The sequence below is a fragment of the Streptomyces lasalocidi genome (genome assembly GCF_005280215.1).
GTDB lineage: Bacteria > Actinomycetota > Actinomycetes > Streptomycetales > Streptomycetaceae > Streptomyces > Streptomyces longwoodensis.
Window position 1 is genome coordinate 5,388,251 of record NZ_SZNQ01000001.1, and the last position, 21,357, is coordinate 5,409,607.

The window sequence follows — 21,357 nt, forward strand, 5'->3', positions numbered from 1 at the left end:
GAAGAGCAGAAACCATGTCCAAGCACACGCTCTCCGTCCTGGTGGAGAACACGCCGGGCATCCTCGCCCGGATCGCCGCCCTGTTCTCCCGGCGCGGCTTCAACATCGACTCGCTCGCGGTCGGTGTCACCGAGCACCCCGACATCTCCCGCATCACCATCGTGGTGAGTGTCGACGACCTGCCGCTGGAACAGGTCACCAAGCAGCTCAACAAGCTCGTCAACGTGCTGAAGATCGTCGAGCTGGAGCCGTCACAGGCCGTCCAGCGCGAACTCGTTCTGGTGAAGGTGCGCGCCGACAACGAGACGCGCTCCCAGATCGTCGAGATCGTCCAGCTGTTCCGCGCCAAGACCGTGGACGTCTCCCCGGAGGCCGTGACCATCGAGGCCACCGGCAGCAGCGACAAGCTGTCCGCCATGCTCAAGATGCTGGAGCCGTTCGGCATCAAGGAGCTCGTCCAGTCCGGCACGATCGCGATCGGCCGCGGTGCCCGTTCGATCACGGACCGCTCGCTGCGCGCGCTCGACCGGTCCGCCTAGGCACAGCTCCGGGCGGCCGGCGATCAGCGGCCGCCCGGATAGCGAGACCCCCGAACCTCCCCTCCCCCCGCCGTCATACGGTGGGACGCAACACCCGTACCCAAGGAGTGAACGCAAAGTGGCCGAGCTGTTCTACGACGCTGACGCCGACCTGTCCATCATCCAGGGCCGCAAGGTCGCGGTCATCGGCTACGGCAGCCAGGGCCACGCCCACGCCCTGTCGCTGCGCGACTCCGGTGTCGACGTGCGGGTCGGTCTGCACGAGGGCTCCAAGTCCAAGGCGAAGGCCGAGGAGCAGGGCCTGCGCGTGGTGACCCCGGCCGAGGCCGCCGCCGAGGCCGACGTCATCATGATCCTGGTGCCGGACCCGATCCAGGGCCAGGTCTACGAGGAGTCCATCGCCCCGCACCTGAACGACGGCGACGCCCTGTTCTTCGGCCACGGCTTCAACATCCGCTTCGGCTTCATCAAGCCCCCGGCCGGCGTGGACGTCTGCATGGTCGCCCCCAAGGGCCCGGGCCACCTGGTGCGCCGCCAGTACGAGGAGGGCCGCGGCGTCCCCTGCATCGCGGCCGTCGAGCAGGACGCCACCGGCAACGCCTTCGCGCTGGCCCTGTCGTACGCCAAGGGCATCGGCGGCACCCGCGCCGGCGTCATCAAGACCACCTTCACCGAGGAGACCGAGACCGACCTGTTCGGTGAGCAGGCCGTCCTGTGCGGTGGTACGGCCGCGCTGGTCAAGGCGGGCTTCGAGACGCTGACCGAGGCCGGCTACCAGCCGGAGATCGCCTACTTCGAGTGCCTGCACGAGCTGAAGCTGATCGTGGACCTCATGTACGAGGGCGGCCTGGAGAAGATGCGCTGGTCGATCTCCGAGACCGCCGAGTGGGGCGACTACGTCACCGGCCCGCGGATCATCACCGACGCCACCAAGGCCGAGATGAAGAAGGTCCTCGCCGAGATCCAGGACGGCTCCTTCGCGCAGCAGTGGATGGACGAGTACCACGGCGGCCTGAAGAAGTACAACGAGTACAAGCAGCAGGACTCCGAGCACCTGCTGGAGACCACCGGCAAGCAGCTGCGCAAGCTGATGAGCTGGGTCGACGAAGAGGCGTGAGCCCCGGGTGACGGGGCCGGAGCGGACCGCTCCGGCCCCGTTCTCCGATCCGTCGCATCACGGACGGGTGATCCTTCCGCTCAGGCGCAGGACGCGCACCGCCGCGCCACTACACTGCCGTACTACATACGCGTCAGGCCCACAGCGTCGTGCGTCTCCACGCGGCTAGCCCCTCCACCGCCTGCGGCCGTCGGGACGGCCGTCCGCATTGCATCTGTGAGGACTCACGTGAGCTCGAAACCTGTCGTACTCATCGCTGAAGAGCTGTCGCCCGCGACTGTGGACGCCCTCGGCCCGGACTTCGAGATCCGGCACTGCAACGGAGCGGACCGAGCCGAACTGCTCCCTGCCATCGCCGACGTCGACGCCATCCTGATCCGCTCGGCCACCAAGGTCGACGCCGAGGCGATCGCCGCGGCCCGCAGGCTGAGGGTCGTCGCGCGCGCCGGCGTCGGCCTGGACAACGTCGACGTCTCCGCCGCCACCAAGGCCGGCGTGATGGTCGTCAACGCCCCGACCTCCAACATCGTGACTGCCGCCGAGCTGGCCTGCGGCCTGATCCTCGCCACGGCCCGCAACATCCCGCAGGCCAACGCCGCGCTGAAGAACGGCGAGTGGAAGCGCAGCAAGTACACGGGCGTCGAGCTCGCCGAGAAGACCCTCGGTGTCGTGGGTCTCGGGCGGATCGGCGCCCTCGTCGCGCAGCGCATGTCCGCGTTCGGCATGAAGGTCGTCGCCTACGACCCCTACGTGCAGCCCGCGCGGGCCGCCCAGATGGGCGTCAAGGTGCTGTCGTTGGACGAGCTGCTCGAGGTCTCCGACTTCATCACCGTCCACCTGCCCAAGACCCCGGAGACGGTCGGTCTGATCGGCGACGAGGCGCTGCGCAAGGTCAAGCCGAGCGTGCGCATCGTCAACGCCGCGCGCGGCGGCATCGTCGACGAGGAGGCGCTGTACTCGGCGCTGAAGGAGGGCCGCGTCGCCGGCGCCGGCCTCGACGTGTACGCCAAGGAGCCCTGCACCGACTCCCCGCTGTTCGAGTTCGACCAGGTCGTGGCCACCCCGCACCTCGGCGCGTCGACCGACGAGGCGCAGGAGAAGGCCGGCATCGCCGTCGCCCGGTCGGTGCGCCTCGCGCTCGCCGGCGAGCTGGTGCCCGACGCGGTGAACGTGCAGGGCGGTGTCATCGCCGAGGACGTCAAGCCGGGCCTGCCGCTCGCCGAGCGCCTCGGCCGGATCTTCACCGCCCTCGCGGGCGAGGTCGCGGTCCGCCTCGACGTCGAGGTGTACGGCGAGATCACCCAGCACGACGTGAAGGTGCTGGAACTGTCCGCGCTCAAGGGTGTGTTCGAGGACGTCGTCGCCGAGACCGTGTCCTACGTCAACGCCCCGCTGTTCGCGCAGGAGCGCGGGGTCGAGGTCCGCCTCACCACCAGCTCGGAGTCGGCCGACCACCGCAACGTCGTCACCGTGCGCGGCACCCTCGCGGGCGGCGAGGAGGTGTCGGTCTCCGGCACGCTGGCCGGCCCCAAGAACGTCCAGAAGATCGTCGCCGTCGGTGAGTACGACGTGGACCTGGCGCTCGCCGACCACATGGCGGTGCTGCGCTACGAGGACCGTCCCGGTGTCGTCGGCACCGTCGGCCGCATCCTCGGCGAGGCCGGCATCAACATCGCCGGCATGCAGGTCGCCCGGGCGACGGTCGGCGGCGAGGCGCTCGCCGTGCTGACCGTGGACGACACGGTGGCCCCCGGTGTGCTGGCCGAGGTCGCGGCGGAGATCGGCGCCACGTCGGCCCGCTCGGTGAACCTGGTCTGACCCACCCCGTCCCGGACGCCGGGCGGCCCGAGGTTCCCCCCTCGGACCGCCCGGCGTCCGGCGTTTCCCGCCGGAACCGGCGCGGGTCCGCGAGGCCCCCTACAGCCGGGCCGCCTTGAGGGCCATGTGCAGCAGCAGGCGGTCCTCGCCGTCGTCGAGGTCCAGGCCGGTGAGCTGTTCGACGCGGGAGAGGCGGTAGTAGAGGGTCTGGCGGTGGATGCCGAGGGCGGCGGCCGTGCGGCCCGCCTGGCCCGCGCCGTCGAGGTAGACCTCCGCCGTGCGGGCCAGCTCCCGGTGGGCCGGGGTCAGCAGCGGGGCCACCGCCGGGTCGCGGGGCGCGTCCGCGGGCAGCCGGGTCAGCAGGCGGTACGGGCCGATGCCGGACCACTCGGCGACCGGGCCCAGCCGGGGCTCGGCCAGGGCGGCGCGGGCCGCGGCCGCGGCTTGGGTCCAGGACGCGCCCAGCCCGTCCAGGCCGGTGCCCGGCTCGCCGACGCCGGCCGCGCGGGCCCCGGCGCCGAGCAGCCGGTTCGCCGCCGTCACCGCCGGAGTCCGCACGTCCGCCGAGCGCAGCCGCACCAGCACCGCGAGGCTCTGGCCGGCCGTGCCCCACGGCACGGTGCACAGGGCGGTGGCGTGCGGCACCGTCCGCACCGACGGCGCGTCGTCCGGGTCGGCCGACGGCCAGGGCGCGACGCACACCAGCGTGTGCGGGCCGTCCGCGCGCGGGCCCAGGGCGGTGCGCAGCTCGGCGACCGCCATGTCGCGCTGCCAGCCCGACCCGGCGGTCAGCACCGCCCGCAGCTCGCGCGTCAGGTCGGCCCCGTGCTGCACCTCGTCGGCGAGCAGCGCGCCGATCCGCGCCGTCACCTCCATCGCGGCGGCCAACTGGGCGTCTGAGGGACCCGGCTCGGAGTCCAGCAGCCAGACGTAGCCGAGGACGACCCCCCGGTGGCGCACCGGCAGGCAGATCCGCCCGCGGTACACCCCGGCCTCCGGGGTCGGCGGGATGCGCACGGGGGCGGTGGCGCGGGTGATGCCGAAGCCCTCGAACCACGCCCGGACGGCGGCCGTGGAGCGCCGGGTGAGGATCGAGCGGGTGCGCACCGGGTCCAGCGCCGACGGGTCGAGGTCGTCCTCGCTGTCGTAGGCGCCGAACGCGATCAGCTCGAAGTCGCGGTTCTCCAGGGTCGCGGGGGCGCCGAGCAGCTCGGAGATCTCGTCGACCAGCTCCTGGTAGGCACCGCCGTACTCGGACGTCACCCGGGCATTGTCCCGCACCTCGGCGGTCCTTTCATACATCTGTCTGAGATCTCCGGCACGGATGCGTGACAGCTGTCGATGGCCCAGGATCGGAGGGATCCTTAGGTTTCACGGTGGTTCTCCGTGCCGTGGCCGCCCCGTCGGCCGACGGCCCCCTGATGCACGTTCGATGGAGGTGCCCCGTGCTGGGTCCCGTGATTCTCGCCGCGTCGCGCAGCGACCGGATGCGACGCCTGATCTCGGCGGCCCCGGTGACCAAGCAGGTCGTCGACCGCTTCATCCCGGGCGAGACGGTGGACGACATCGTCCCCATCGTCGAGGAGCTGACGGCCAAGGGCCTGGAGCTGACGATGGACGTCGTCGGCGAGGACATCACCACCCCGGAGCAGGCCTCGGCCGCCCGGGACGCCTACCTGGAACTGATCGAGCGGATCGCGCCGCTCGGCCTCGGTGACAAGGTCGAGATGTCGGTGAAGCTGTCCATGTTCGGCCAGGCGCTCGAAGGCGGCCACGACCTGGCCCTCGCCAACGTCCGCCCCGTCGTGGAGGCCGCCGCCGCGATCGGCACCACCGTCACGCTCGACGCCGAGGACCACACCACCCTCGACTCGATGTTCGCCATCCACGAGGAGCTGCGGAAGGACTTCCCGCAGACCGGCTGCGTCATCCAGGCGTACCTCTTCCGCACCGAGGCCGACGCCCGCCGCCTGGCCGACGCCGGCAGCCGGGTCCGCCTGGTCAAGGGCGCCTACAAGGAGCCCGCCGAGGTCGCGTACCAGCAGAAGCACGAGATCGACAAGGCGTACGTCCGGGTCCTGCGCATCCTGATGGAGGGCGAGGGCTACCCGATGATCGGCTCCCACGACCCGCGGCTGATCTCCATCGCCCAGGAGCTGGCCCGGCGCGCCGGCCGCAAGCTCGACGAGTACGAGTTCCAGATGCTGTACGGCATCCGGGGCGAGGAGCACCTGCGGCTGGCCGCCGAGGGCCACCGCATGCGCGTCTACACGGCCTACGGCACCGACTGGTACGGCTACTTCATGCGCCGTCTCGCGGAGAAGCCGGCGAACCTGCGCTTCTTCGCCCGCTCGATGGTCAGCAAGGGCTGAGCCCGCACCGCACCCCCGCTCGCAACACCGCTCACGCAAGGAGTTACGGAACCCATGGACGCTGTGACCCAGGTCCCCACCCCCGTCAACGAGCCGGTGCACGGCTACGCCCCCGGCTCGCCCGAGCGCACCCGCCTGGAGGCGAAGCTCAAGGAGCTGGCCGACAACCCGATCGACCTGCCCTGCACCATCGGCGGCGAGAAGCGCATGGGCGGCGGCGAGCCCTTCCAGGTCGTCCAGCCGCACAACCACAGGGCCGTCCTCGGCACCCTGCGCCACGCCACCCGGCAGGACGCGCAGGACGCCATCGACGCGGCCCTCGCCGCCGCGCCGGCCTGGCGCGCGATGTCCTTCGACGACCGTGCCGCGATCATCCTGCGCGCCGCCGAGCTGCTGGCCGGCCCCTGGCGCGAGACCATCGCCGCCTCGACCATGCTCGGCCAGTCCAAGACCGCCCAGCAGGCCGAGATCGACAGCCCCTGCGAGCTGGTCGACTTCTGGCGGTTCAACGTCCACTACGCCCGCCAGATCCTCGCCGAGCAGCCGCCGGCGAACTCCCCGGGCGTGTGGAACCGCCTGGACCACCGCCCGCTGGAGGGCTTCGTCTACGCGATCACGCCGTTCAACTTCAGCGCGATCGCGGCCAACCTGCCCACCGCCCCCGCGCTGATGGGCAACGTGGTGGTCTGGAAGCCGTCCCCGACCCAGACCCACGCGGCCGTCCTGCTGATGCAGCTGCTGGAGGAGGCCGGGCTGCCCAAGGGCGTCATCAACCTCGTCACCGGCGACGGCATCGAGGTCTCCGAGGTCGCCCTGCACCACCGCGACCTGGCCGGCATCCACTTCACCGGCTCCACCAAGACCTTCCAGTACCTGTGGAAGACGGTCGGCGCCAACATCGAGAAGTACCGCTCCTACCCGCGCCTGGTCGGCGAGACCGGCGGCAAGGACTTCCTGGTCGCCCACCCGTCGGCCGACCGCGCGGTGCTGAAGACGGCCCTGACCCGGGGCGCCTTCGAGTACCAGGGCCAGAAGTGCAGCGCCACGTCCCGGGCGTACATCCCGGCCTCCATCTGGAACTCCGGTTTCAAGGAGGAGTTCGCCGCCGAGGTCGACTACCTGACCATGGGCGACGTGACGGACCTGTCCAACTTCCTGGGCGCCGTCATCGACGAGCGCGCCTTCGCCAAGAACAAGGCGGCCATCGACCGCGCCAAGGGCGACCCGTCCTGCACGATCGTCGCGGGCGGCAGCTACGACGACTCGGTCGGCTACTTCGTGCGCCCGACGGTCATCGAGTGCACCGACCCGGAGAACGAGGTGTTCACCACCGAGTACTTCGGCCCGATCCTCGCCGTCCACGTCTACGAGGACGACCGGTACGACGAGATGCTGACCCAGATGGAGTCGGTGTCCGCGTACGCCCTCACCGGCTCGGTCGTCGCGGGCGACCGTGCCGCCGCGGCGTACACGATGGAGAAGCTGCGCTACGCGGCCGGCAACTTCTACATCAACGACAAGTCGACCGGTGCCGTGGTCGGCCAGCAGCCGTTCGGCGGCGGCCGCGCCTCCGGCACCAACGACAAGGCGGGCGCCCCGCAGAACCTGATGCGCTGGACCCTCACCCGCGCCATCAAGGAGACGCTCGTCCCGCCGACCGACTACGGCTACCCGCACATGGGCTGAGTCCCACCGCGCCCCGCACGGGCCGGGTTCCGACCTCCGGGTCGGGCCCGGCCCGTCGCCGTCTCAGATAGTAGGAAGTCCGAGTAATTGTGCAGACAGACCGAGGACCGTCGCTTAGCTTTGTAGGAGCCGAACGTCTCGCTCGACCCAGCGAATGGCGGTCGTGAGCCGGGCCCCGTGCAGGCAACCCCTGCGGCCCCCGCTCCCCGCCCCTTTCCGGCGTCTCGAACACCCTCCCGTGCACAGTGCACTCCCGGATGCCGAAGGAGCCGATGACCATGGCCGAGACGACCGCCCGCCGCCGAGTCCGTCACCTCTCCCGTACGAGCGAGTCCGACCGCAAGAACGCCGCCGCCGCGCTCCAGCGCGCCCTGGACCGCCGGGACAACGGCGGCGAGACCGGGCACTGAGCCCCGCGGCAGCCCGCCTGCCGCGGCCCCCACGAGCCGGGAGCCGCCCTCCCGCGGGGTGCGGCGCGGCGTCCGACGGGACTCAGACCCCGCGCCGCACCTCGAAGTGGTCGACGCGCCCGCCGTCCGAGGCGAGCGCCGAGACCGTCAGCCGGGGCGCCGGACCGGGCTCCGCCTCCACCGAGAGCAGCGGGAAGCCGCGGTAGCGCACCCGGGACCACGTCACGGTCTCGGGCGCGGACCGCCCGCCCCTGGTCCAGTGGAAGGTGCCGACCGCACCGGCCGCGTGCTCGTGGCCCTCGTAGCTCTCCGGCACGTCCGCCGGGAAGCCGTACAGGCCCCGGCCGCCGCCGCCCGCCGTGACGTACACCGTGCCTCTCCCCGCCCGGCACCGGCTTCGACCCGCGCACCGCGCCCGGCGCGCACCGGGGTGCCGGACCCCGAGCGGCCCGTCAGCAGCCCGCCCGCCACCGCGCCCGCCGTGACCAGCGTGCGGCGCGGGACCAGGCGGGTGCGCAGGAACTCGTGACGCTCGGCCGTGCTCCGCATGCGCTCTCCTCGGGCTCGTGTCGAGCGACACCCTTCCCCGCGCGCACCGCCGAGCGGAACCGCCGTCCGGGTGGGCCGAGGACGCCACGACTGTCCGCATGGCGGACAACCCGTGTCATCCCATGGGACGAAGAGTAGGGTGCTCGCCATGTCGGCTAGCTCTCGCATCCTCAATCTCGCAGTGATCCCCGGTGACGGCATCGGCCAGGAGGTCGTGGCCGAAGGGCTCAAGGTCCTCTCCGCCGTCCTCCCGCAGGATGTGAAGCTGGAGACCAAGGAGTACGACTTCGGCGCCAGGCGCTACCACGCCACCGGTGAGACCCTCACCGACGCCGACCTCGACGCCCTGAAGCGGCACGACGCCATCCTGCTCGGCGCGATCGGCGACCCCTCGGTGCCGTCCGGCGTCCTGGAGCGCGGCTTCCTGCTCAAGCTCCGCTTCGCCTTCGACCACCACGTCAACCTGCGTCCCTCCAAGCTCCTGCCGGGTGTCGCCACCCCGCTGGCCGGCGAGCCGCAGATCGACTTCGTCGTGGTCCGCGAGGGCACCGAGGGCCCGTACACCGGCAACGGCGGCACCATCCGCCAGGGCACCGAGCACGAGGTCGCCACCGAGGTGTCGGTCAACACCGCCTACGGCGTCGAGCGCGTCGTCCGGGACGCCTTCGCCCGCGCCCAGGCCCGCCCGCGCAAGAAGCTCACCCTCGTCCACAAGAACAACGTGCTGACCTTCGCCGGTCACCTGTGGACGAACGTCTTCCACCGGGTCGCCGCGGAGTACCCCGAGGTCACCACCGAGTACATCCACGTCGACGCCGCGACCATCTACCTGGTCACCCAGCCCGAGCGGTTCGACGTCATCGTCACCGACAACCTCTTCGGCGACATCATCACCGACCTCGCCGCGGCCGTCTCCGGCGGCATCGGCGTCGCCGCGTCCGGGAACATCAACCCGGGCGGCGCGTTCCCGTCCATGTTCGAGCCCGTGCACGGCTCGGCCCCGGACATCGCCGGCCAGGGCAAGGCCGACCCCACCGCCACGGTCCTGTCCGTCGCCCTGCTGCTGCGCCACCTCGGGTACGAGGCCGAGGCCACGCGCATCGAGGACGCCGTCTCCGCCGACCTCGCGGAGCGCGCCGGACAGCCCGCCCGCAGCACCGCCCAGATCGGCGACGCGCTCGCCGTACGCGTAGCCGGCTGACCCGCCGCGCTGCACACGAGAGCCGTCGGGTCGCTTACCGCACCCGGCGGCTTTCCGTATGCGGCCCCGGGTGCCACCATCAACCCCTGGGCCGCTTCACCCCTCACCCCGATTCCTTCCGCCCCGGCATCCGCGCGATAATCGAACGCGGAGCCGCGACATGAGGGAATGCTCGGACGTCCTACCACCGGCCGACACGGTCGTGCGGGGCATGAGCGCGGCCCGTCACGACAACCGGTGAAGGACAACCACTCATGACGACGCCCACGATCGAGCTCAAGCCCTCCGCCAGTCCGCTCTCCGCCGCGGAGCGCGAGGCGATCCTGGCCCACCCGGGGTTCGGCCGCCACTTCACCGACCACATGGTGACGATCAAGTGGACCGAGGGCCGGGGCTGGCACGACGGCCAGCTCGTTCCGTACGCGCCGATCCCCCTCGACCCGGCCACCCACGTCCTGCACTACGCCCAGGAGATCTTCGAGGGCCTGAAGGCCTACCGCCAGCCCGACGGCTCGGTGGCCACCTTCCGCCCCGACCAGAACGCCCTGCGCTTCCAGCGCTCCGCGCGCCGCCTGGCGATGCCGGAGCTGCCGGTGGAGACGTTCATCGAGGCGTGCGACGCGCTGGTCGCCCAGGACCAGGACTGGGTGCCCGCGCACGGCGGCGAGGAGTCGCTGTACCTGCGGCCCTTCATGATCGGCACCGAGGTCGGCCTCGGCGTGAAGCCGGCCAACGAGTACCTGTTCCTGGTCATCGCCTCGCCGGCCGGCGCGTACTTCCCCGGCGGGGTGCGCCCGGTGTCCATCTGGGTCTCCGAGGACCGCGTCCGCGCCGTCCCCGGCGGCATGGGCGACGCCAAGACCGGCGGCAACTACGCCGCCTCCCTGCTCGCCCAGGCCGAGGCCGCGGCCAAGGGCTGCGACCAGGTCTGCTACCTCGACGCGGTCGAGCACCAGTGGGTCGAGGAGCTGGGCGGGATGAACCTGTACTTCGTGTACGGCGACAAGATCGTCACCCCCACGCTGACCGGCTCCATCCTGGAGGGCGTCACCCGTGACTCCCTGCTCGGCGTCGCCCGCGACCTCGGGTACCGGGCCGAGGAGGCCCGCGTCTCCGTCGAGCAGTGGCAGCGCGACTCCGAGAACGGCACCCTCACCGAGGTGTTCGCCTGCGGGACGGCGGCCGTGATCACGCCGGTCGGCACGGTCAAGCGCGCGAGCGGCGAGTGGCAGCAGGGCGGCGGCGAGCCCGGCGAGGTGACCCTGCGGCTGCGCGACGCGCTGCTCGACATCCAGCGCGGCACCGCAGAGGACAAGCACGGCTGGATGCACCGGCTGGCCTGACCCCGGCACGCGGCCAGGCCCGGCGGCGGCACGGGATCAGCCCCGGCCGCGCCCGCCCGGCTCGGCCGGCAGCGCCGCGGACCCCGACGGACCGGCCCCGGACCCCTCCCCGAGGGACTCCGGGGCCGTCGTGCGTGCGGACCCGCGCGTGGACAGGACGTACGCCGCCGCGCCCACCAGCCCGGACAGCAGGAAGCTGCAGTCCACCCCGCCCGTGAGCCCCAGGAGCGGGCCCTCGTACGACGGCAGCGACACCGCGAGCACGCCCACCACCGCGCCCAGCGCCCAGCTCACCGTCGCCGGGACGTGCCAGCCGCCGGTGAACCAGTAGGCGCCGCCCCGGGCGCGGCGGTTGAAGACCTGGAGGGCGTCCGGGTCGTAGACGCCGCGGCAGCGGACGAAGCCGATCAGGGTGATCACCGCCCAGGGGGTCCCGATCGCGGTGAGCAGCAGAACGAAGGAGGTCATCGCGTCCTGCGCGCGGGAGGCGAAGTGGCCCACGAACACGCAGGCCGTGGCGACGACGGCGACCGTGCAGGTGGCCCGGGCGCGCGAGGCGCGGGGCAGGATGGCGTCGAGGTCGAGGCCCATCGAGTACAGCATCAGGCCCGCGTTGCCGACCGAGCCCGCCGAAGCGGCCAGCAGCAGGGGGACCAGGTACCAGGCGGGGGAGGCGTCGACCAGCGGGCCGGCGTAGTCGAGGGCCGCGCGGGCCGCGTACGCCGTGAAGGTGCCGAAGAGCTGCGGCACCAGCAGGCCGAGGAGCAGGCCGAGCCAGGTGGCGCGCAGCACGCGCCGGGAGGAGTGGCGGGCCGGTGAGATGTAGCGGGTGTAGTCGCCCAGCAGCGTGATGAACGCGATCGGCCCGGACAGCCCGGCGGCCACCGCCGACAGGAACCAGGTGGGCCAGTAGCCCCCGAGCAGGTAGCCGCCCGCGTCCGGCAGCGCGGCCGTGGTGAAGTGCGGGGCGTAGGCGAGCACCCCGAGCGCCAGCAACGCGGTCATGCCGACGGCCAGCACCCGGGACATCGCGAGCAGCACCCGGTAGCCGTAGACGGCGCCCGCCACCGTCGCCGCCGCGAGCAGCCCGTACACCACGCCGTACGACAGCGCGTCGGCGGGGAGCCCGGCCAGGCGGCCGAGGACGCCGACCACCACGTCCCCGCCGATCCACACGGTCAGCGCGGTGTAGCCGAGGGCCAGCAGCAGGCCGACCACCGAGCCGACCAGGCGTCCGCGCACCCCGAACTGGGCGCCCGAGGAGGTGGACAGGTTGGTCGCGGTGCGCAGCGAGATCAGGGCCAGCGGCGCGGTGAGGGCGGTGCCGACGACGGTGCCCGCCACGATCGAGGTGAGCGAACCCCACCAGTCGAGGCCGAAGGACACGGGCAGCCAGCCGAAGACGATCACGCCCAGACAGAGGTTCGAGCCGAGCAGGATCGAGACCAGGTCGCGGGGACCGCTGGTGCGTTCGTCCTCGGGGACGGTGTCGACTCCGCGCTGTTCCATCGGCATGCTGGTCTCCCTCGGTTAGAACGACGTTCAATGTGAGGGTTGCGTCACGCCGACGTCAACCTTTCGCCGAGGAATTTTCATGTTTAGAGTGATGCTCTAAATGGAGGGAGTGACATGCGGCTGACCCCGACCGAACGCGACCGGCTGCTGCTCTTCGGCGCCGCCGAGCTGGCCCGGGCCCGCAGGGCCCGCGGGCTCCGGCTGAACGTCCCCGAGGCGACGGCGCTGATCGCGGACACCGTGTGCGAGGCCGCCCGCGACGGCGCCCGGCTCGCGGAGGCGATCGACCGGGCCCGCCGCGTGCTCGGCCCGGACGACGTCCTGCCGGGCGTCGCCGACGTCGTGACCGAGGTGCACGTCGAGGCCGTCTTCGACGACGGCTCACGGCTGGCCGTGGTGTCCGACCCGATCGGCGGCGGGCTCGGCGACGCGGCCCCCGGCGCCCTGCTGCCCGGCCCCGAGCACGCCGAGCCGGAGGCGGCCGCGCGGCTCACGGTCACCAACACCGCCCCGGTGCCGGTGTCCGTCACCTCCCACTTCCACTTCTTCGAGGCCAACCCGCGCCTGCGCTTCGACCGCGCCACGGCCTACGGCATGCGGCTCGCCGTGCCCGCCGGGTCCTCGGTGCGGTTCGGACCGGGCGAGACGCACGAGGTCGGCCTCGTCCCCATCGGCGGCGCCCGCGTCGCCATCGGCTTCGCCGGCCTCGTCGACGGCCCGCTCGACGCCCCCGGCGCACGGGAACAGGCCCTGCGGCGGGCGGCGGCGTGCGGCTACCTGGGCGCCGGGCCCGGACCCCGGCCGGACGCCGCGCCCGACGCCCACCCGCACGAGGAGGACCCGCGATGAGCCGTCCCGGAGGGCACCCCGCCGAGGCCCGCCGCCTCACTCCCCACGAGTACGCCGCCACCCACGGCCCCCGGGCCGGGGACCGCATCCGGCTCGGCGACTCGGGCCTCGTGATCCGCGTCGAGTCCGACGCGCAGAGCCACGGCGACGAGTTCCTCGCCGGGTTCGGCAAGACGGCCCGCGACGGGCTGCACCTGAAGGCCGCCGCGGTGCGCGAGACCTGTGACGTGGTGATCAGCAACGTCGTCGTGATCGACGCCGTGCAGCGCATCCGCAAGGTCTCCATCGGCATCCGCGAGGGCCGGATCTCCTCGATCGGCCGGGCCGGGAACCCCGACACCCTGGACGGCGTGGACGTCGTCGTGGGCACGGGCACCTCCATCGTGTCCGGCGAGGGGCTGATCGCCACCGCCGGGGCCGTCGACACCCACGTCCACCTGCTCTCCCCGCGCGTCATGGAGGCCTCCCTGGCCTCCGGGGTGACCACGATCGTCGGGCAGGAGTTCGGCCCCGTGTGGGGCGTCGGCGTCAACTCGCCCTGGGCGCTCAGGCACGCGTTCGGCGCCTTCGACGCCTGGCCCGTCAACATCGGCTTCCTGGCCCGCGGTTCGTCCTCCCACGAGGCGCCGCTCGTGGAGGCGCTGGCCGAGGGCGGGGCGAGCGGCTTCAAGGTGCACGAGGACATGGGCGCGCACACCCGGGCGCTGGACACCGCGCTGCGCGTCGCCGAGGAGCACGACGTCCAGGTGGCCCTGCACAGCGACGGGCTGAACGAGTGCCTGTCCGTCGAGGACACCCTGCGCGTGCTGGAGGGCCGCACCATCCACGCCTTCCACATCGAGGGCTGCGGCGGCGGACACGTCCCCAACGTGCTGAAGATGGCCGGGGTGCCGAACGTCATCGGCTCCTCCACCAACCCCACCCTGCCCTTCGGCCGGGACGCGGTCGCCGAGCACTACGGCATGATCGTCTCCGTCCACGACCTCAAGACCGACCTGCCCGGCGACGCCGCCATGGCCCGCGACCGCATCCGGGCCGGCACCATGGGCGCCGAGGACGTGCTGCACGACCTGGGCGCCATCGGCATCACCTCCTCCGACGCCCAGGGCATGGGCCGGGCCGGCGAGACGGTCCGCCGCACCTTCGCCATGGCCGGCAAGATGAAGGCCGAACTCGGCGCCCCGGCCGGCGACGACAACGAGCGCGTCCTGCGCTACATCGCCAAGCTGACCGTCAACCCGGCCATCGCGCACGGCCTTTCCCACGAGGTCGGCTCGATCGAGGTGGGCAAGCTCGCCGACCTCGTGCTGTGGCGGCCCGAGTACTTCGGCGCCAAGCCGCAACTGGTCCTGAAGTCCGGCTTCCCGGCCTACGGCGTCACCGGCGACCCCAACGCCGCCACCGACACCTGCGAACCCCTCGTCCTGGGCCCGCAGTTCGGGGCGCACGGCGCCACGCCCGCCGACCTGTCCGTGGCCTTCGTCGCCCGGGCCGCCCTGGACCAGGGCCACGACACCCTGCCGACCCGGCGCCGCCGGGTCGCGGTCCGCGGCACCCGCGGCATCGGACCGGCCGACCTGCGCCGCAACTGCCGTACCGGGCAGGTCGACGTGGACGGGCGCACCGGCCTGGTCACCCTCGACGGCGAGCCGCTGCGCTCCGAGCCCGCCGACTCCGTCTCCCTCAACCGCCTCTACTTCCTCTGAGGACCCACGATGTCCGCTGCCGCCGACGGCTTCCGCATGCCCGCCGAATGGGCCCCCCACGAGCGCACCTGGATGGCCTGGCCGTCCCCCAACCCCACCTTCGACGACCCCGCCGGACTCGCCGCCGCGCGCGACGCCTGGGCCTCGGTCGCCCGTGCGGTACGCCGCTTCGAACCGGTGACGGTGGTGTGCGGCCCCGGACAGTCCGCCGGGGCGCGCGCCCTGCTGGGCGAGGACGTCGACACCGTCGAACGGGACCTCGACGACGCCTGGATGCGGGACATCGGGCCCACGTTCCTGACGAACGGGCGCGAACTGGCCGCCGTCGACTGGACGTTCAACGGCTGGGGCGCCCAGCACTGGGCCCGCTGGGAGCACGACGCCAAGGTCGCCGCGCACGTCGCGGACCTCACCGGGGCCCGCACGTACGCCTCGGCGCTGGTCAACGAGGGCGGCGCGATCCACGTCGACGGCGAGGGGACCGTCCTGCTCACCGAGACCGTGCAGCTCGGGCCCGAGCGCAACCCCGGCTGGACCCGCGAGCAGGTGGAGGCGGAGATCCACGGCCTGCTCGGCACCCGCAAGGCGATCTGGCTGCCCCGCGGCCTGACCGGCGACTACCCCCCGCACGGCTTCGGCACCCTCGGGCACGTCGACATCGTCGCCGCGTTCGCCCGCCCCGGTGTGGTCGTCGCCCACCACCAGCCCGACCCGGCCCACCCCGACCACGAGGTCACGCGGGAGGTCATCGGGCTGCTGAAGGCGCAGACCGACGCGCGCGGGCGCCGGCTGGAGGTCGTCGAGGTGCCGGCGCCCACCGTCCTGGAGGCCGACGGCCACTGGGCCGACTACTCGTACATCAACCACTACCTCTGCAACGGCGGCGTCGTGCTGTGCGGCTTCGACGACCCGCGCGACGAGATCGCGGCCGGCCTCTTCCGCCGGCTGTTCCCCGCGCGCACGGTGACCCTGGTCGACGCCCGTACGATCTTCTCCGGCGGTGGGGGCATCCACTGCATCACCCAGCAGCAGCCGAGGATCTAGGGGGCGGGCGCATGGCCGGTGGGCGCAGACAGGCGCCGCCCCGCGAGGACGTCCTCGCCGCGGCCATGGCGATGATCGCCGAACGGGGCCTGGAGCAGCTCACCATGGCCGCGCTCGGCCGCGAGGTCGGCATGAGCAGCGGCCACCTGCTCTACTACTTCGGCTCCAAGGACGAGCTGCTGCTGCGCACCCTGGAGTGGAGCGAGGGCCGCCTCGGCGCCGAGCGCGCCCGCCTGCTGGCCCGCCCCGGCACGGCCCGCGACCGCCTCGGCGCCTACGTCGACCTGTACGTCCCCGACGGCCACCGCGACCCGCACTGGACGCTCTGGCTGGAGGTCTGGAACCGCTCGCAGAACGCCGCCGCCGAGTCGGCCGCCCGCGAGCGGCAGGCCGCCATCGAGGGCGCCTGGCACCGCGACCTGGTGGCCCTGCTCGCCGAGGGCGTCTCGCGCGGCGAGTTCCGCGCCGTCGACCCCGACCGGTTCGCCGCCCGGCTGCGCGCCCTGCTCGACGGCTTCTCCATCCACGTCGCGATCGGCCTGCGCGGCACCGACCGGGTGCAGGTGCTCACCCACGTCCACGAGTTCCTGGACGACGCGCTGTTCGCATCCTGAGACGGACGGTGAGCCCCCGGGCGGCCTGTGCCAGACTTCCCCCGTGCTCTCGTTCGCCATGATTATTGGCAGCAGGCGCGCCGGTCCGCAGTGACCGCCTCGTACGACCAGGTACGAGCGGCCATCGTCGCCTCGACCCGCGCGCAGACCTCTCGCACCCGCGAGAGGTTTTTCGCTTTTCTGGCCCACCCGCAGCCGGGAGCGACAGCGCGCGGGAGCATGGGGGCGGTGGAGCCGGTCATTCCGGTAGACCGAGATCCGACATCAGGAGCCTTCACACCATGACCGAGACGGCAACCAGCGAGCTCGACGACGCCTTCCACGTCTTCGACACCACCCTGCGCGACGGTGCCCAGCGCGAGGGCATCAACCTGACCGTCGCCGACAAGCTCGCCATCGCACGGCACCTGGACGACTTCGGCGTGGGCTTCATCGAGGGCGGCTGGCCCGGCGCGAACCCCCGCGACACCGAGTTCTTCGCCCGCGCCCGCGCGGAGATCGACTTCCGGCACGCCCAGCTGGTCGCCTTCGGCGCCACCCGCCGGGCCGGCGCGACGGCCGCCGAGGACCCGCAGGTCAGGGCGCTCCTGGAGTCGGGCGCCCCGGTCGTCACGCTGGTCGCCAAGGCGCACGACCGGCACGTGGAACTCGCCCTGCGCACCACCCTCGACGAGAACCTGGAGATGGTCCGCGACACCGTCTCCCACCTGCGCGCCCAGGGCCGCCGGGTGTTCGTCGACTGCGAGCACTTCTTCGACGGCTACCGCGCGAACCCCGAGTACGCCAAGGCCGTCGTACGGACCGCCGCCGAGGCCGGCGCGGACGTGGTCATCCTGTGCGACACCAACGGCGGCATGCTCCCCGCCCAGGTCCACGCCGTCGTCTCCACCGTCCTCGCCGACACCGGGGCCCGCCTCGGCATCCACGCCCAGGACGACACCGGCTGCGCGGTCGCCAACACCCTCGCCGCCGTCGACGCGGGCGCGACCCACGTCCAGTGCACGGCGAACGGCTACGGCGAGCGCGTCGGCAACGCCAACCTCTTCCCGGTGGTCGCCGCGCTGGAGCTGAAGTACGGCAAGAAGGTGCTGCCCGAGGGCCGGCTGCGCGAGACGACCCGGATCTCCCACGCCATCGCCGAGGTCGTCAACCTCACGCCCTCCACCCACCAGCCCTACGTCGGCCTGTCCGCCTTCGCGCACAAGGCGGGCCTGCACGCCTCCGCGATCAAGGTCGACCCGGACCTGTACCAGCACATCGACCCGGAGCAGGTCGGCAACACCATGCGGATGCTGGTCTCCGACATGGCCGGCCGCGCCTCGATCGAGCTCAAGGGCAAGGAGCTCGGCGTCGACCTCGGCGACGACCGTGAGCTGGTCGGCCGGGTCGTCGAGCGCGTCAAGGAACGGGAGCTGAAGGGCTACACCTACGAGGCGGCCGACGCCAGCTTCGAGCTGCTGCTGCGCTCGGAGGTCCAGGGCGGCCGTCCGCTGCGCTACTTCGAGGTCGAGTCCTGGCGGGCGATCGTCGAGGACCGCCCCGACGGCACCCACGCCAACGAGGCCACGGTCAAGCTGTGGGCCAAGGGCGAGCGCATCGTCGCCACGGCCGAGGGCAACGGCCCGGTCAACGCCCTGGACCGGGCCCTGCGGGTGGCGCTGGAGAAGATCTACCCCCAGCTGGCCAACCTGGAGCTGGTCGACTACAAGGTCCGCATCCTGGAGGGCAAGCACGGCACCTCGTCCACCACCCGCGTCCTGATCTCCACGTCGGACGGCACGGGGGAGTGGGCGACGGTGGGCGTCGCGGACAACGTGATCGCCGCCTCCTGGCAGGCCCTGGAGGACGCCTGCACCTACGGCCTGCTGCGGGCCGGGGTAGAGCCCGCCGAGTAACCCGCGGCCGGCCGGCGGCCCCCCGTCAGGGGGCGCGCCAGACGTTGGCGAAGGCGTCGTCCTCGATGCGCCGCCGCTGCCGCACCGCCTCGAGTTCCGTCAGGGCGTCCTCGACGGTGGCCGACACCAGCGTGAGCGCGTCCCCCTCCGCGGGGTCGGCGCCGTCGGGGGCCCCGACCGGCGCCTCCTGGATGCCGAGGGTCGCCGCCAGCGTGGCGAGGACCGGCTCGCGCACCGCCCAGCGCTCGCCCGCGCGGTGCCGGGCGGCGGAGTCGGCCCGCTCCGTCCGGCCGCCCAGGCGGGGCAGCAGCCGCCGGGGCGCACCGGCCCCGCGGCCCTCCGCCTCCAGCGCGGTGGCGTACCGGGCGGCCAGGCCGTTGCCCCGGCGCCACAGCCAGTCCTCGACCGTCTCGTAGGGCTCCTCCCGCACCAGCGAGGCGCTCGCCTCGTCCAGCATCGGGTCCCCGGTCGGGCGCTCGCCGAACGGCACCAGCCGGTCGCCGTCCAGCGAGAGCGCCCCGGCGTCCAGGAGGTCGAGGACCTCCGCGCCGGCCAGGGCGAGCGAGAGGTCGCCCTGCGCGACGGGCCGGCTGGACGGCTCGTCCAGCGCGACGATCAGCAGGTCCTGTGCGGTGGTCATCTCGGCCTCCCGGTGCGCGCGTCGCGGTCAGCGTACCGGCCGGGCGCCCGGGGAGCCCGCGGGACGGCGACGCCGGACGGCTACCGCAGGGCCCACTTCTGGTTGGCGGCCCCGGTGCAGGACCAGATCTGGGCGCGGGCGCCGTTGGCCGAGGAGTTGTCGGTGACGTCCAGGCACTTGTTCGCCGCGGTGTTCACCACGTCGCCGGTCGCCGCGTTGTACGACCAGCGCTGGGCGCCGGTGCCGTTGCAGTCGTAGAGCTGCACCTTGGCGCCGTCGGCGGTGGAGGCGGAGGCCACGTCGAGGCACTTGCCGAGGGCCTGGACCGAGCCGTCGGGCTGCACGGTCCAGCGCTGGGCCGACGACCCGTTGCAGTCGTAGAGCTGTACGGCGGTCCCGTTGGCCGTGGCGCCGCCCGCGACGTCCAGGCACTTGCCGGCCAGTCCGACGAACGCGCCGCTCTGCCCGCCCCCGCCGGACTGCGTGCCGGACCAGGTGAAGGTGGCCGACGTCTTGCCGGGCAGGGAGTAGGTGGCGTGCTGGCCGCCCCAGTTGAGCGTGACCGTGCGGGCCGAGGCGGAGTCGTTGTAGGCGATCAGCGCCTTGGAGCCGTCGGGGTTGCGCCAGGCGACGTTGGGCACGGCGGACGAGGCGGTGGACGCGATCCGCTGGGCGCCGGGCCGCACGAACTTCGTCAGGTGGCCCATCGTGTAGTACTCGACGGTGTAGTCGACGGTCCCGCTCGCCCCGTCCCCGTTGTGCACGGTGATCAGGCCGCTGCAGGTGCCGCAGCCCCCGTTGTGCGGGCCGCGGTTCTGGTCCACCGCGAGGGACCACTTGGTCACCGACTTCGCCCAGTTGCGGGTGTAGTCGATGATGTTGGACATGTCCTCGCGCTGCTGGTTGGCGATCCAGGTGCCGCCGGAGTGCTCGGTGCCGAAGGCGTCCAGCCCCGGGTACTGGTTGTGCACCGTGGTCTGCTTGGCGATGTCGCCGCCGTAGCCGTGCCAGGCGATGCCGCCGAAGTTGGGGTGGCTGCGCACGGCCGCGTCGTCCACGGTCTGGGCCGCGTAGGCGTCGTAGGTGTCCCAGTTCCAGTCGTGCGCGAGGACCTTGGTGGACAGGCCCGCCGCCTGGAGCTTGGGCAGCAGCTCGCTCTTGGTGAAGTACGCCAGCCCGCCCGCGTTCCAGCTCATCGACGGGTAGCCCGAGCAGCAGGTCGGCTCGTTCTGCGCGGTGACGTAGGAGACCGGGACGCCCTGGTCGCGGTAGGCCTGGAGGTACTTCACGAAGTAGGAGGCGTAGGCCCCGTAGTCCTCGGCCTTCAGCCAGCCGCCGTTGAGCGAGCCGCTGTCCTTCATCCAGGCCGGCGCCGTCCACGGCGAGGCCATCACGGTCAGGGCCGGGTTGAGCTGGAGCGCCTGCCGGGTCAGCGGGACCACGTCGGCCAGGTCGTGGGCGATCGAGAACCTCGCCAGGGACGGGTCGGTCTGCCCGGCCGGGACGTCGTCGTAGGTGTAGCCGAAGCGGGCCAGGTCGGACGCGCCCATGGGGTTGCGCAGGAACGACAGGCCGATTCCGTCGGTCGGCGAGAACAGCTTGCGCATCGTGGCGTCCCGGGTGGCCGGGGACAGTGCTCCACTGCTGTTCATCAGCCAGGCCGCGGTGTCGGTGAAAGACGCACCACCGCCGGTGAAGGTCTGGTACCGGGTGTTCTCGTCGACGGTGATGTTCTCGCCGCCGCCCCCGGTGCCGGACTGGAAGGCGAACGGCGCCTGCGCCTGCAGGCCGCGCACTACGTGCCGTCCGGCGTCGTCGTCGGTGGTGGTGAGGTAGGCGGTGACCTGCTCGCCGGACGCGTGCGCGGCGGGGCCGGTGGCGCTCAGCCCGGCCAGGGCGAGCCCGGCCGCGAGCAGCAGCCGGAGGGTGTGGGGGGATCGTCTCATCGGTGCATGCCCTTCTGACGGGACGTCTTGACGGGTCTGCGGCGGCTTGGTTAAGTCTCGGAGGTTGTTAACTCACGATGTGAGCTAAGTCATGAGTGAACTGCTCGAGCCAG

Annotated in this window: 17 protein-coding genes and 1 pseudogene; 13 read left to right on the top strand and 5 right to left on the bottom strand. The window is 72.6% G+C overall.

What is annotated here, in order from left to right:
* The first annotated feature begins 14 nt into the window (after window positions 1–14).
* The 3 genes from ilvN (at window position 15) to serA (ending at window position 3,474) form a co-directional block, all read left to right on the top strand.
* Complete coding sequence (gene ilvN / locus E4U91_RS24380; RefSeq protein WP_067238881.1) at window positions 15–539, top strand: acetolactate synthase small subunit; 525 nt, start codon at window positions 15–17, stop codon at window positions 537–539.
* Window positions 540–657: 118 nt separating this feature from the next.
* Window positions 658–1,656 carry a ketol-acid reductoisomerase gene (gene ilvC, locus E4U91_RS24385; protein WP_137308815.1) on the top strand — a complete coding sequence of 333 codons (999 nt, stop codon included), beginning with the start codon at window positions 658–660 and terminating at the stop codon, window positions 1,654–1,656.
* A gap of 228 nt (window positions 1,657–1,884) precedes the next feature.
* A complete protein-coding gene (serA, locus tag E4U91_RS24390) occupies window positions 1,885–3,474 on the top strand; it encodes a phosphoglycerate dehydrogenase (RefSeq protein ID WP_137308816.1) in 1,590 nt (529 codons plus the stop codon).
* A gap of 99 nt (window positions 3,475–3,573) precedes the next feature.
* Here serA and E4U91_RS24395 read toward each other — a convergent pair whose 3' ends face one another.
* Complete coding sequence (locus E4U91_RS24395) at window positions 3,574–4,776, bottom strand: PucR family transcriptional regulator (RefSeq protein WP_174867859.1); 1,203 nt, start codon at window positions 4,774–4,776, stop codon at window positions 3,574–3,576.
* 143 nt (window positions 4,777–4,919) lie between these two features.
* On the opposite strand from E4U91_RS24395, the gene E4U91_RS24400 reads away from it, so the two are divergent.
* The 3 genes from E4U91_RS24400 (at window position 4,920) to E4U91_RS39625 (ending at window position 7,942) form a co-directional block, all read left to right on the top strand.
* Window positions 4,920–5,846 (top strand): proline dehydrogenase family protein, encoded by a 927-nt coding sequence (locus E4U91_RS24400; RefSeq protein ID WP_137308818.1) that lies wholly within the window; start codon window positions 4,920–4,922, stop codon window positions 5,844–5,846.
* A gap of 54 nt (window positions 5,847–5,900) precedes the next feature.
* On the top strand, window positions 5,901–7,532 hold the full coding sequence (gene pruA / locus E4U91_RS24405; protein ID WP_137308819.1) for an L-glutamate gamma-semialdehyde dehydrogenase: 1,632 nt from the start codon (window positions 5,901–5,903) through the stop codon (window positions 7,530–7,532).
* Window positions 7,533–7,810: 278 nt separating this feature from the next.
* Window positions 7,811–7,942, top strand: a complete 132-nt coding sequence (locus E4U91_RS39625) for a hypothetical protein (protein WP_137303871.1) — start codon at window positions 7,811–7,813, stop codon at window positions 7,940–7,942.
* 82 nt (window positions 7,943–8,024) lie between these two features.
* Here the strand turns inward: E4U91_RS39625 and E4U91_RS24415 are convergent.
* Window positions 8,025–8,318, bottom strand: a pseudogene (locus E4U91_RS24415) (phosphoesterase); the annotation flags it as partial.
* 321 nt (window positions 8,319–8,639) lie between these two features.
* Here E4U91_RS24415 and E4U91_RS24420 point away from each other — a divergent pair.
* Together E4U91_RS24420 and E4U91_RS24425 are read left to right on the top strand one after the other, a co-directional pair.
* The gene (locus E4U91_RS24420) at window positions 8,640–9,692 is read left to right on the top strand and encodes a 3-isopropylmalate dehydrogenase (protein WP_137308820.1); all 1,053 of its coding nucleotides are present in this window, start codon (window positions 8,640–8,642) and stop codon (window positions 9,690–9,692) included.
* 254 nt (window positions 9,693–9,946) lie between these two features.
* Window positions 9,947–11,035: a branched-chain amino acid aminotransferase gene (locus E4U91_RS24425; RefSeq protein WP_137308821.1), complete on the top strand. Its 1,089-nt coding sequence runs from the start codon at window positions 9,947–9,949 to the stop codon at window positions 11,033–11,035.
* 36 nt (window positions 11,036–11,071) lie between these two features.
* Here E4U91_RS24425 and E4U91_RS24430 read toward each other — a convergent pair whose 3' ends face one another.
* Window positions 11,072–12,550 carry a cytosine permease gene (locus tag E4U91_RS24430; RefSeq protein WP_137308822.1) on the bottom strand — a complete coding sequence of 493 codons (1,479 nt, stop codon included), beginning with the start codon at window positions 12,548–12,550 and terminating at the stop codon, window positions 11,072–11,074.
* Between the two features lie 114 nt (window positions 12,551–12,664).
* Here E4U91_RS24430 and ureA point away from each other — a divergent pair, with 114 nt between their 5' ends.
* The 5 genes from ureA to cimA all read left to right on the top strand — a co-directional run bounded on the left by ureA (window position 12,665) and on the right by cimA (window position 18,658).
* Entirely contained in the window at window positions 12,665–13,399 is a 735-nt protein-coding gene (ureA, locus tag E4U91_RS24435; RefSeq protein ID WP_137308823.1) for an urease subunit gamma, read from the top strand.
* On the top strand, window positions 13,396–15,105 hold the full coding sequence (locus E4U91_RS24440; protein ID WP_137308824.1) for an urease subunit alpha: 1,710 nt from the start codon (window positions 13,396–13,398) through the stop codon (window positions 15,103–15,105). The genes ureA and E4U91_RS24440 overlap by 4 nt, the downstream gene beginning before the upstream one ends.
* Window positions 15,106–15,114: 9 nt before the next feature.
* Entirely contained in the window at window positions 15,115–16,149 is a 1,035-nt protein-coding gene (locus tag E4U91_RS24445; protein ID WP_137308825.1) for an agmatine deiminase family protein, read from the top strand.
* An 11-nt stretch (window positions 16,150–16,160) separates the two neighbouring features.
* Window positions 16,161–16,763 (top strand): TetR/AcrR family transcriptional regulator, encoded by a 603-nt coding sequence (locus tag E4U91_RS24450; RefSeq protein ID WP_137308826.1) that lies wholly within the window; start codon window positions 16,161–16,163, stop codon window positions 16,761–16,763.
* 281 nt (window positions 16,764–17,044) lie between these two features.
* Window positions 17,045–18,658 carry a citramalate synthase gene (gene cimA, locus E4U91_RS24455; protein ID WP_137308827.1) on the top strand — a complete coding sequence of 538 codons (1,614 nt, stop codon included), beginning with the start codon at window positions 17,045–17,047 and terminating at the stop codon, window positions 18,656–18,658.
* 25 nt (window positions 18,659–18,683) lie between these two features.
* On the opposite strand, the gene E4U91_RS24460 is transcribed toward cimA, so the two are convergent.
* A complete protein-coding gene (locus E4U91_RS24460; RefSeq protein ID WP_137308828.1) occupies window positions 18,684–19,298 on the bottom strand; it encodes a GOLPH3/VPS74 family protein in 615 nt (204 codons plus the stop codon).
* An 80-nt stretch (window positions 19,299–19,378) separates the two neighbouring features.
* Window positions 19,379–21,244, bottom strand: a complete 1,866-nt coding sequence (locus tag E4U91_RS24465; protein ID WP_137308829.1) for a ricin-type beta-trefoil lectin domain protein — start codon at window positions 21,242–21,244, stop codon at window positions 19,379–19,381.
* Window positions 21,245–21,357: the final 113 nt, after the last annotated feature.